We start from the raw sequence: 10,739 nt of genomic DNA, 5'->3' as shown, positions 1-10,739 counted from the left end.
GTTACATTCCGAACCCGGAAGCTAAGCCTTTCAGCGCCGATGGTACTGCAGGGGGGACCCTGTGGGAGAGTAGGACGCCGCCGAACAATTATTGTTGGAAAGCCCCGTGCCCTTGTGGCACGGGGCTTTTCTGCGTTCCGACCGTTTAAGGTCGTGGCATGCGCTACGAACTGGTCATCTTCGACAACGACGGTGTGCTCGTGGACAGCGAGCCGATCTCCAACACCATCCTGGCCGGCTACCTCACGGAGCTCGGGCACCCCACCTCGTACGAGGAGTCCCTCCGCGACTACATGGGGTCCGCCGTGCACCGGGTGCACGACCTCGTCGAGGAGCGGGGCGGGGAGAAACTGCCCGCGGACTTCGACGACACGCTCCACGCGCGGATCTTCGCCGCGTTCGAGCGGGAGCTGGTGCCCGTGCCCGGCGTGCAGGAGGTGCTGGGGGAGCTCGTCGCGGACGGTATCCCGTACTGCGTCGCGTCCTCCAGCAGCCACGAGCGGATCCGGGTCAGCCACCGCGCGACGGGGCTCGACCAGTGGTTCGAGGAGGAGTGGATCTTCTCGGCCGAGGACGTGGGCCGGGGGAAGCCGGCGCCCGACCTGTTCCTCCTCGCCGCCGAACGGATGGGGGTCGCGCCGGAACGGTGCGTCGTCATCGAGGACAGCCCGCTCGGGGTGGAGGCGGCAAGGGCAGCGGGCATGGACGTGTACGGGTTCACGTCGATGATGCCGGCGGACCGACTGGCCGGGGTGACCGGGCATTTCTCCGACATGGGACAGCTGCGGGAATTGCTTGCCTGACGCGTCTACCCATGGGTAGAGACTGGCTCTACGCTCGCGCCCATGACAGATGCGCGTTTGCGGCACGGCAGAGCCTCCCTTGCGTTGAGCTTCTTCGTGCAGGGCGTCACCTTCGCTCTCCTCGTGACCCGGATCCCCGCCATTCAGGACCGGTACGGGATATCCGACGGCCTGCTGCCGGTGTTCCTCGCCGCGGTGCCGATCCTGGCCGGTGTGGGCAGCGTGGTCACCGAGAAGGTGGTCGCGCGGGTGCGTCCGAGGGTGGTCCTGCGGTGGGCTCAGCCGCTCGTGCTGCTTGCGCTGCTCGGCGTCGGGGCCGGCAGCGAAGTGTGGGAAGCCGCCCTGGCGCTCGGGGTGTTCGGGCTGTCCGTCGGTGCGCTGGACGCCTCCATGAACATGATGGGGGTGAGCCTCCAGCGGGCGTACGGGCGCTCCATCATGCTCGGCTTCCACGCCGCGTACAGCCTGGGCGGGATCGCCGGGGCGTCCATGGCGTGGGCCGGGGCGCACTGGGATCTGTCGCTGCTGGTCTCGTACCTTCCGGTGGTCGTGGTGCTGCTGCCCGTCGCGTTCATCGGCAGCCGGTGGTACGTCGAGGGGAAGCAGGAGGACGAGGAGGAGCCGGGGGGTGCGGCGCGGGGGAAGGCCGGTTCGGTCTCCTTCAAGCTGCTGATGCCGCTCTGTCTGGTGATGTGCTTCGCGTACATCGGGGATTCGACGGTCTCCAACTGGAGCGCGAAGTATCTGCAGGACGTGCTGGGGAGTTCGGAGCAGCTGTCGACCGTCCCGTACAACGTCTACATGGTGACGACGCTGCTGGGGCGGGCCGTCGGGGACCTCGGGGTGCGGCGTTTCGGTGCGGTGGCCGTGGTGCGGTCGGGGAGTGTGCTGGCCGCCGCCGGGTTCGGGGTGGTGGCCGTCGCCGGTGGAGCCTGGGTGGGGATGCTCGGGTTCACGATGCTCGGGCTCGGGCTCTGTGTGATCGTGCCGCAGACGTTCGCGGCCGCGGGGCGGTTGTTCCCCGGGGCGAGCGATACGGCGATCGCCCGGCTGAACATCTTCAACTACGTGGGGTTCCTCGTGGGCTCGCCCCTGGTGGGGGCGCTCGGGGACGCGTGGAGCTACCGGGGCGCGATGCTCGTTCCGATGGTGCTGGTGCTCGCGATGCTGGTGTACGCCAAGTCGTTCGGCGCCGAGCCTGCCCGATACGGTGGCGGGCATGAGCGGCCGCGCACAGTTGATGTGGGATGACGCAGTAACGGGATACGACTTCGGGGACAGCCACCCCATGGATCCGGTCAGGCTCGCGCTGACCATGGGGCTGGTGCGGGCGTTCGGCCTGGACCGGGCGGTGGACGTGGTGGCGGCCAAGGCGGCCGGTGACTCGACGCTGCGGCTCGTGCACCGGTCGGACTACGTGGCGGCCGTGCGGGCCGCCTCCGCCGATCCGCGGTTCGCGGACCAGAACTACGGGATCGGGACGACGGACGATCCGGCGTTCGCCGGCATGCACGAGGTGTCCGCGCTGATCGCCGGGCAGTCGGTGGCGGCCGCCGAGGCCGTGTGGCGGGGCGAGACCGGGCACGCCGTGAACTTCACCGGTGGGCTCCATCACGCCATGCCCGGCGGGGCCGCGGGTTTCTGCATCTACAACGACCCGGCGCTCGCCATCGCGCGGCTGCTGGAGCTGGGGGCGGAGCGGGTCGCGTACGTCGATGTGGATGTGCACCACGGCGACGGGGTGCAGGCGGCGTTCTGGGAGGACCCCCGGGTGCTGACGGTCTCGTTGCACGAGCATCCGCGCACGCTCTTCCCGCAGACCGGGTGGCCGGAGGAGACCGGTGCCGGGGCGGGGGAGGGCGGCGCGGTCAATGTGGCGCTGCCGGCCGGTACGGGGGACGCGGGGTGGCTGCGGGCCTTTCATGCCGTGGTGCCGGAGCTGCTGGCGGACTTCCGGCCGCAGGTGCTGGTGACCCAGCACGGAGCTGATACGCACTTCGAGGATCCGCTGGCCCATCTCGCGGTGTCGCTGGACGCGCAGCGGGCCGTGATGGCGGCCTGCCACGACCTGGCCCATGAGTACGCGGAGGGCCGCTGGGTGGCGCTCGGCGGGGGTGGTTACGCGGTGGTGGACGTGGTGCCGCGGTCCTGGACGCATCTGGTGGGGATCGCCGCGCACGCGCCCGTGGACCCGGACACGGTGATCCCGTCGTCCTGGCGGGACGAGGTGTACGCGCGGACCCGGCAGCTGGGGCCTGCCCGGATGACGGACGGGCGTACTCCGTCGTGGAAGGCGTGGGAGGACGGCTACGACCCGGCGGACCGGCTGGACCAGGCGGTGCTCGCGACCCGGCGCGCGGCGTTTCCGCTGCGCGGGCTGCTGACCTGAGGTCCGGAGTCCCGGAAGGTGTTACGCCAACTGTGGGGCGTAATCCGGGTTTTGGCCCCCGGGCACTCTCGTTGGGGGAGCATCGGCAGGGTGTTGAGCACCGGAGCGCTGCGTGCGCATCTGCTGGCGGCCCGGCTGGCCGGGCCCGTGGCCACCTCGCGGGAAGTGAGTCTGCGGAGTTATCGGCTGTTCGCGGCCGGGGACCCGCGGGTCACGCTCGGACTCGATCCCGGCCGGGGCTGGGGCGAGCGGGACCTGCTGCGGCTCATGGCCGACAAGTGCGGGGTCTCGGACGATCCCGCGCATGTGTCGGGTCCCGACGTGATCGACCCGGAGCGGACGATGGCGGGACTGGACGCCTTCGCCGAGCGGTTGTCGGACGCCGCGGTCCGGCGGGCGCCGGTGCTCTTCGGCACGGGGCATCCGCACCGGCTGATCGGTTTCTACGCAGCGCTGGCAGACGCGATGTCGGCGGTGGGGTGCACCGTACTCACCCCCGCGCAGGGGCGACGTGTCGACATAACGACCCGGTTCGGCGTACGCACGTACCACCTCGACTACGTACGGGGAGTTGCGATGGTGCGCGAACCCGGCGTGCGGGTGCCCGGCGGTGGCACCGGCGCACACACCCACTCACCGCTGCCGCTGAGGGTGGTCCTGGAGGCCGCTGCGGACGCCCGGGGGCCGCTGCCGGAACTCGTGGTCGGGGACCACGGCTGGGTCTGCGGGGCAGGTCAGCTGGGCATCGAGGCGATCGGCCTGGCAGATACGGACGATCCGGCGCTGTTCGTCGGGGAGGCGGAGGGGCGGGTGGCGGTCGCCGTGCCGCTCGACGACGCCGTGCGATCCGCGTACTACCTGCCGCTGACGCGCTATGTACTCAATCGGGCGTGTCTGTCACAGTAGGCGGCCGATCGTCTCTCCTCTTCCCCACTCGCATCACCCGCCCCTAATCTGGGGAGTGAGCGCACAACGACGAAGAGTCACCGGAGGGGAAGCCGGTGCGCGTCTCGTGCGGAAGGTACAGGTGGGTCATGGCTGCTGACAGCGAGAGGCCTCTCAACGAGGTCAAGTTTCTGACCGTGGCGGAAGTCGCCTCGGTCATGCGAGTGTCGAAGATGACGGTGTACCGCTTGGTGCACAGCGGTCATCTGCCGGCGATCCGGGTGGGAAGGTCCTTCCGGGTGCCGGAGCAAGCGGTTCACGAGTATCTCCGCGAGTCCTTCGTGGGGGTGGGGACGGCCTGACATTCCCCTCGGATTACGTACCTCACGCGGTGGCGGGTAGGCTAGGCCGACGTAGGTCGTGTGGGCCCAGACGCCCCGCACCAGTGAAGAAGAAGTGAGCGAGGGTAGTCGTGGGCTCTGTTATCAAGAAGCGGCGTAAGCGGATGGCCAAGAAGAAGCACCGCAAGCTGCTCAAGCGCACGCGCGTTCAGCGTCGCAACAAGAAGTAAGCGAACGCAGTTCGTGAAATCCGCAGCCCTTCCGCCGATGAGGCGGGAGGGCTGCGGTGCTGTGCGGGGCCGGTACGCGGCGGTTCGTGCGGCGGGTGCGCACATTCGGGCCAAGACGCGGGAGAAGGTCGCCGCGCAGGCGTCACACGGCAACATCCACCCGCTACGGTGACGACCGGGGGAGTGCCTCTTTCGCGGGCGCCCCTTCCACTCACCTCACGGGAGACCGACGGAAGGCGCTGATCTTGGGGAAGGTCGTGCTCGTCACGGGAGCGGCCCGGCAGCTGGGCGGCCGGTTCGTGCGGCGCATCCAGCGTGAACCGGACGTGGACCGGGTGATCGCGGTCGACGCGGTCGCGCCCGGGCACCAACTGGGCGACGCCGTCTTCGTCCGCGCGGACATCCGTCAGCCCGCGATCGCCAGAGTCCTCGGCGAGCACGCGGTCGACACGGTCGTGCACCTGGACGTCAGCGCCAAGGCCCTCGGGGCCCAGGGGCGTACCGCGGTCAAGGAGATCAACGTCATCGGCACCATGCAGCTGCTCGGTGCCTGTCAGAAGTCGCCGTCCGTCCGACGGCTGGTGGTGAAGTCCACCACGAGTGTGTACGGCTCCGCGCCCCGTGATCCGGCGGTCTTCCACGAGACGACCCCGCCCAAGTCCCTGCCCAGCGGGGGCTTCGCGAAGGACGCGGTGGAGGTCGAAGGATACGTACGGGGCTTCGCGCGGCGCAGGCCGGACGTGGCCGTGTGCGTGCTGAGGTTCGCCAACATCCTGGGGCCCGACCCGGACTCGCCGCTGGCCGACTACCTGTCGCTGCCGGTGCTGCCGACGGTGTTCGGGTACGACCCGAGGCTCCAGTTCGTCCATGAGGACGACGTCCTCGACGTCCTCGGCATCGCCTCGGGCGAGCCGCGGCGCGGGACGCTGAACAGCGGCACGTTCAACATCGCCGGGGACGGGGTGCTGCTGCTCTCGCAGTGCTCGCGGCGGCTGGGGCGGCCGACGATGCCGTTGCTGCTGCCGGCGGTCACGTGGGTGGGGCAGGCGCTGCGTACCGTCGGCATGACGGACTTCTCGCCTGAACAGATCCGGCTGCTCACCCATGGCAGGGTGGTCTCCACGGTCCAGATGCGCGAGACCCTGGGCTTCCGGCCGCGGTTCTCCACGGCGGAGACCTTCGCCGAGTTCGCGCGCAGCCGGGCGCCGGGGCTGCTGCCGCCCGCGGCGGTGGGCCGGGCTGTCGACAGGCTGGCCGCGATGCCGTTCGCCGAGGGCGGCGGCGACACACACCCGACTCCGAGCGGCAGGTAGAGGAGCGCACCGACGATGGCGGATGCCAAGGTCATTCCGTTCGACGACGACCGTTCGCGGGCGGGGGGTGCGTCGCGTTCCGCGCGCCGGCGGCCCCCTGGACGCGGCACGGGGTCCGTCAGCGCCCTGCCCGGGCAACTGGAGGCCGCGCTGCCGCCGGAGGGGCCCGAGGAGGCCGCGGTGGCCCCTGAGGACGCGCGGGGCGGCGGCTGGGACCGCCGGATCGCGGGCGGGCTCGCGTTCCTGCGGCGGCGGGTCACGGGCGACTACGAGGTCGACGAGTTCGGTTACGACGAGGAGCTCACCGACCAGGTCCTGATGTCGATGCTGCGGCCGGTGTACGAGAAGTACTTCCGGGTCGAGGTGAAGGGCATCGAGAACATCCCGTCGGACGGCGGGGCGCTCATCGTGTCGAACCACTCGGGGACGCTGCCGCTGGACGGGCTGATGCTCCAGGTCGCGGTGCACGACAACCATCCGGCGGGGCGGCATCTGCGGCTGCTCGCGGCGGACCTGGTCTTCATGCTGCCGGTCGTGAACGAGCTGGCACGCAAGGCCGGGCACACGCTGGCCTGTGCGGAGGACGCGGAGCGGCTGCTGCGGCAGGGCGAGGTCGTCGGAGTGATGCCGGAGGGCTTCAAGGGCGTCGGCAAGCCGTTCGGCGAGCGGTACAAGCTTCAGCGCTTCGGACGGGGCGGCTTCGTGTCGACGGCGTTGCGGGCCGGGGTGCCGATCGTGCCGTGCTCGATCGTGGGGGCGGAGGAGATCTACCCGATGATCGGCAACGCGAAGACGCTGGCGCGGTTGCTGGGCTTCCCGTACTTCCCGATCACGCCGACGTTTCCCTGGCTGGGGCCGCTGGGTGCGGTGCCGTTGCCGACGAAGTGGACGATCCAGTTCGGTGAGCCGATTCCTACGGAGGGGTATCCGTTGGAGGCGGCGGAGGATCCGATGCTGATGTTCAATCTGACGGATCAGGTGCGGGAGCAGATCCAGCACACGCTGTACAAGTTGCTGGTGCAGCGGAGGTCCGTGTTCTTCTGACGTTGCCCGCGTGCGCCCGGGGTGGCGCTTTGTCCTCCATCGCCGGACGGGCCTGATGGGCCGGACGGGCTTGGTTGAGCGCCGGACGGGCTGGGTTTGCCCGTCCGGCGCTTGCGTCAGTTCCTGTCGTCCTGGGCGTCGATGCCGAGGCCGCCGATCAGGCCGGGAATCAGTGGCGGCAGGGTGATGTCCGGGGACGGGGTCGTGCTCGGGGTGTCCTGTGTCGGTGCGGTGGCGTCGGGCGAGGGCGGGTCGAAGAGGTCGTCCGTGTTGCCGCCGATCAGGCCGTCCGCCGGGGAGCTGCCCGAGCCGGAGGGACGGGGCGAGGAGCTGGTGCCCCTATCGCTGTCGTGCGTGCCGGAGGGCGACGAGGGGGGCGGGGCCTGCGAACGGGAGGACGGGCCCGAGCCGGTGCCGGTGGAGCCGGATTCCCTGGGCCCGTTGCTCGTCTCCGGAGCGGGCGGGAGCAACGCCTGCAGCGGTTCGACTTCTTCGTCTATGGCCGCGAAGACGGAGCTCACCTGGTCGCCGATGTCGGTCAGCTGTACGGGGAGACGGTCGCGGAGGCTGCTCCAGCTTTCGCGGTGAGCGCGGGAGAAGGTGTCGAGGGTCTGGATGGGACCGATCGTGCCGTCGCGCTCGTAGGCGGCGTGGAGGAGGCGGTGGCCCTCGGTGGCGTCGTGGGTCATGCCGTTGAGCGTGCGCCTGACCTCGCCGAGCTGCTCGTGGTCCAGGGCGCCGGAGCGGGCGCGCTCCATCAGCCTGCGGGCTTCGCTGAGCCGGGTCGAGGCCTGGTCCAGATAGACCTCGCCGCGGTCCGTGTCGCCGTCGGTCAGGCCCAGGTGGAGGTCCTCCATGCCGCGTTTCAGCCCGTAGAGGGAGTCACCCGGCAGGGCGTCGGAACTGGCAGCGGCCACGCCGCCGAAGGCTCCCGCGGCCACACCGACGGTGAGCCCGCCGGCTGCGAGGCCTTTCGTCCAGCGGGATCTGGGGCGCAGTTTCCGGAGTGGCGAGGCCCGGTGGGCCCCCTTGCCCCGTTGTTCGGGCACCGTAGGGTCCGCGGACACGCCGCCCTCGGCGAACATGGCCTCCATGGCGGCGACGAGCTGGGCTCGCTGCACCACTTTGACCTCGGGATCCAACTCCGGCTTCGGTAGTTCACCGAGGCCGTTCGCCAGGGCCAACAGCGGTCCGGGGTCAGCCTGTTCAGCCGGGTCCTCGGGCTGTACGGCCGCCGCACCGCGGAGCGACTGCTCCTCCAGGGCCTGGGCGAAGGCGTTCGCCCGCCGGTGTGCCGAAACGTTTGCGATCACTGGCGGCACCTCCTCTCGTCATGACGGTCGACTCCCCTGTGGGTCCGGAAGGTTGCACACCTTGAGCGCTTCCACACGATTGAGTGAGTGGCGGCGGACATGGAGTGACGACAGGGGGCCTGCAACCGGCACAACGAGCGGCGCGGCATTGGGGTTACGCACGAAGGATGATCGGACCAGTGCGTGATGAACGTATCGCCGAGAGTGATTCGGCCGGGGTGAGGTCAGCGGGCATCGTCCGGAAGGAGCCGGGCGAGGGTGCGGACGGCGCGGTACTGCAGGGTCTTGATCGCGCCCTCGTTCTTGCCCATCACCCGGGCGGTCTCGGCGACCGACAGGCCTTGCAGGAAGCGCAGGGTCACGCACTCCTGCTGCTGGGGGTTGAGGCGGCGCACGGCTTGCAGCAGTGCGGCGTTGGAGAGGGACTCCAGGACGGAGTCCTCGGGACTGCGCTCGACCTCGTTGGCGTCGAGCATTTCGCCGGTGGTCACTTCCAGTCGGAAGCGACTGGATTTGAAGTGGTCGGCGACCAGGTTGCGCGCGATAGTGACCAGCCAGGCGCCGAAGTCGCGGCCCTGCCAGGTGAAGGTGGAGATGCGCCGCAGGGCACGCAGGAAGGTCTCACTCGTGAGGTCCTCCGCTGTCGCCTTGCCGCCCACCCGGTAGTAGATGTAGCGGTACACGGTGTCGCTGTACTGGTCATAGAGGCGGCCGAAGGCGTCAGCCTCACCGGCCTGTGCGCGCTCGACGAGATCCATCATGCGCGCGCTGTCGCTGTCGGCGGTCGGCCGACGAACGGTGGACGTGGTCGTTGCGCCGCGGTTGCTGCGTCTTCCGACCGCCGCACCCCGTTCGGCCAGGGCGTAGCAGGGGCCGGCAGGTGCAGGGGTGGCAAAGGCGGGTACGGCGTACGCGGTGGGGACGAAGCCGCGCAAGCGGTCGGCGACCGTTGCGCGCAGCGTAGCCAGGCCCGAGGCGTCAACCCCGACGTGTGGGTACACGGGACTCCCAGAGGCAGAGCTTCCATCACGTGCAGTGCGAAACCGTCACTCGTCGTAGTGAGTGGTGGGTTCCGGAATGCGTCTGAGGAGAATAACGCTTCGTACAGGCAGTGCTACACCCAGTTGCTCAAATCACCGATTACGTCGCTTCTGTAGCTACTAGGTGACGCATCGAGTAGCACGTCGTGACCGATTGTTGATCGAATTATTTCGAGATCTGTCAGCGGTCGCGACAGGATGTGGTCGAGTCCGGGTAATCCGACTGGCCGGAGCGGTCGGTGGGTATGGGGTCCCGATTGGCGGCAGGGGGCCGGGCGTGGCCCGGCCCGGCGGAGCGGGCCCGCTCGCGCGCCGCTCGGGTCAGTGGCGGCGGCGGTGCAGGGCGACGGCCGCCACGGTGCCGCCGGCGAGGGCGCCCACGCCGGCCGCGGCCGGGATGCCGACCTTGGCCGCCTTGCGGCCGGTCCGGTAGTCGCGCAGCCGCCAGTCCAGGGCGCGGGCGTGCTTGCGGAGCTTGGTGTCAGGGTTGATCGCGTACGGGTGTCCGACGAGGGACAGCATCGGGATGTCGTTGTGCGAGTCGCTGTACGCCGCGCAGCGCGCCAGGTCCAGGCCCTCCGCCGCGGCCAGGGCGCGTACGGCCTCGGCCTTCGCGGGGCCGTGCAGCGGTTCGCCGACCAGGCGGCCGGTGTAGACGCCGTCCACCGATTCGGCGACGGTGCCCAGCGCGCCGGTCAGGCCGAGCCTGCGGGCGATGATCGTGGCGGTCTCCACCGGGGCGGCGGTGACCAGCCAGACCTTCTGTCCGGCGTCGAGGTGGGCCTGGGCGAGTGCGCGGGTGCCGGGCCAGATGCGGTCGGCCATGTACTCGTCGTAGATCTCCTCGCCGATCGACATCAGCTCGGAGACGCGGTGGCCCTTGACGATGGACAGGGCGCTGTCGCGCGCGTCCTGCATGTGTTCGGGGTCCTCGACGCCGGCCAGCCGGAACCAGGCCTGCTGCCAGGCGAACCGGGTGAGTTCGCGGCGCTCGAAGAACTTCCGCTTGTACAGGCCGCGGCCGAAGTGGAAGATCGCGGCGCCCTGCATCACGGTGTTGTCGAGGTCGAAGAACGCGGCGGCGCGGTCGTCGCCGACAACGGGGAATTCGGGTTCCCCTTCGTGCGTGGCGGACCGCGTGGCGTCCTGCGCGCCGGACGCGGCGCCGTCCTCGGCGCCGGGGGACTGCTCGGCGGCGAGCGAGGACTTCCGTGCTGCCTCCGCCGCCGCTTCGCCCGCCAGCACGCTGCGTGCTGTCGCGGAACGCCTACGCGGTGTGAGCCATCCAAGAGCGGCCATGCCGTGAGCATAGCCAGTCACCCCGCCCCTTCCCGACCTGCCGGGATGCGGCGGCGTGAACTCTTGGATACGGACGTGTCGA

General features: G+C 70.1%; 11 protein-coding genes and 1 rRNA gene. 9 read left to right on the top strand and 3 right to left on the bottom strand.

Annotation, left to right across the window (positions count from 1 at the left end):
• The 9 genes from rrf to ACFYPA_RS28305 form a co-directional block, all read left to right on the top strand.
• Nucleotides 1–86 (top strand): 5S ribosomal RNA (rrf, locus tag ACFYPA_RS28345); the annotation flags it as partial.
• Between the two features lie 72 nt (nt 87–158).
• Complete coding sequence (locus ACFYPA_RS28340) at nt 159–803, top strand: HAD family hydrolase (RefSeq protein ID WP_359086003.1); 645 nt, start codon at nt 159–161, stop codon at nt 801–803.
• A gap of 42 nt (nt 804–845) precedes the next feature.
• A complete protein-coding gene (locus tag ACFYPA_RS28335) occupies nt 846–2,054 on the top strand; it encodes an MFS transporter (RefSeq protein ID WP_359086004.1) in 1,209 nt (402 codons plus the stop codon).
• Nucleotides 2,023–3,192 (top strand): acetoin utilization protein AcuC, encoded by a 1,170-nt coding sequence (locus tag ACFYPA_RS28330; RefSeq protein ID WP_359086005.1) that lies wholly within the window; start codon nt 2,023–2,025, stop codon nt 3,190–3,192. Before ACFYPA_RS28335 ends, ACFYPA_RS28330 begins: the two co-directional genes overlap by 32 nt.
• A 90-nt stretch (nt 3,193–3,282) precedes the next feature.
• Nucleotides 3,283–4,098 carry a phosphatase gene (locus tag ACFYPA_RS28325; RefSeq protein WP_359086006.1) on the top strand — a complete coding sequence of 272 codons (816 nt, stop codon included), beginning with the start codon at nt 3,283–3,285 and terminating at the stop codon, nt 4,096–4,098.
• 128 nt (nt 4,099–4,226) lie between these two features.
• The gene (locus ACFYPA_RS28320) at nt 4,227–4,439 is read left to right on the top strand and encodes a helix-turn-helix domain-containing protein (RefSeq protein ID WP_123460011.1); all 213 of its coding nucleotides are present in this window, start codon (nt 4,227–4,229) and stop codon (nt 4,437–4,439) included.
• Between the two features lie 110 nt (nt 4,440–4,549).
• Nucleotides 4,550–4,648 (top strand): 30S ribosomal protein bS22, encoded by a 99-nt coding sequence (locus tag ACFYPA_RS28315; protein ID WP_003948845.1) that lies wholly within the window; start codon nt 4,550–4,552, stop codon nt 4,646–4,648.
• A gap of 245 nt (nt 4,649–4,893) precedes the next feature.
• The gene (locus ACFYPA_RS28310) at nt 4,894–5,961 is read left to right on the top strand and encodes an NAD-dependent epimerase/dehydratase family protein (protein ID WP_359086007.1); all 1,068 of its coding nucleotides are present in this window, start codon (nt 4,894–4,896) and stop codon (nt 5,959–5,961) included.
• 15 nt (nt 5,962–5,976) lie between these two features.
• On the top strand, nt 5,977–7,005 hold the full coding sequence (locus ACFYPA_RS28305) for a lysophospholipid acyltransferase family protein (protein WP_359086008.1): 1,029 nt from the start codon (nt 5,977–5,979) through the stop codon (nt 7,003–7,005).
• 116 nt (nt 7,006–7,121) lie between these two features.
• Here the strand turns inward: ACFYPA_RS28305 and ACFYPA_RS28300 are convergent, their stop codons facing one another.
• From ACFYPA_RS28300 to ACFYPA_RS28290, 3 genes are all read right to left on the bottom strand, one after another.
• On the bottom strand, nt 7,122–8,318 hold the full coding sequence (locus tag ACFYPA_RS28300) for a DUF5667 domain-containing protein (protein WP_389134912.1): 1,197 nt from the start codon (nt 8,316–8,318) through the stop codon (nt 7,122–7,124).
• Between the two features lie 224 nt (nt 8,319–8,542).
• Nucleotides 8,543–9,319, bottom strand: coding sequence for an ECF subfamily RNA polymerase sigma factor, BldN family (locus ACFYPA_RS28295; RefSeq protein WP_123460007.1), 777 nt, complete (start codon nt 9,317–9,319; stop codon nt 8,543–8,545).
• Between the two features lie 360 nt (nt 9,320–9,679).
• Nucleotides 9,680–10,657, bottom strand: a complete 978-nt coding sequence (locus ACFYPA_RS28290) for an HAD-IB family hydrolase (RefSeq protein WP_359086010.1) — start codon at nt 10,655–10,657, stop codon at nt 9,680–9,682.
• Between the last annotated feature and the right edge of the window lie 82 nt (nt 10,658–10,739).

The organism is Streptomyces sp. NPDC005775 (assembly GCF_042871565.1).
In the GTDB taxonomy this organism is placed as follows: domain Bacteria; phylum Actinomycetota; class Actinomycetes; order Streptomycetales; family Streptomycetaceae; genus Streptomyces.
This window is presented reverse-complemented; position numbering and strand designations above follow the sequence as displayed.

What these genes read in the sequence shown, in the direction of transcription:
- ACFYPA_RS28340 (WP_359086003.1), top strand. Translation starts at nt 159, where the DNA reads ATGCGCTACGAACTGGTCATCTTCGACAACGACGGTGTGCTCGTGGAC.
- ACFYPA_RS28335 (WP_359086004.1), top strand. Translation starts at nt 846, where the DNA reads ATGACAGATGCGCGTTTGCGGCACGGCAGAGCCTCCCTTGCGTTGAGC.
- ACFYPA_RS28330 (WP_359086005.1), top strand. Translation starts at nt 2,023, where the DNA reads ATGAGCGGCCGCGCACAGTTGATGTGGGATGACGCAGTAACGGGATAC.
- ACFYPA_RS28320 (WP_123460011.1), top strand. Translation starts at nt 4,227, where the DNA reads ATGGCTGCTGACAGCGAGAGGCCTCTCAACGAGGTCAAGTTTCTGACC.
- ACFYPA_RS28305 (WP_359086008.1), top strand. Translation starts at nt 5,977, where the DNA reads ATGGCGGATGCCAAGGTCATTCCGTTCGACGACGACCGTTCGCGGGCG.
- ACFYPA_RS28290 (WP_359086010.1), bottom strand. Translation starts at nt 10,657, where the DNA reads ATGGCCGCTCTTGGATGGCTCACACCGCGTAGGCGTTCCGCGACAGCA.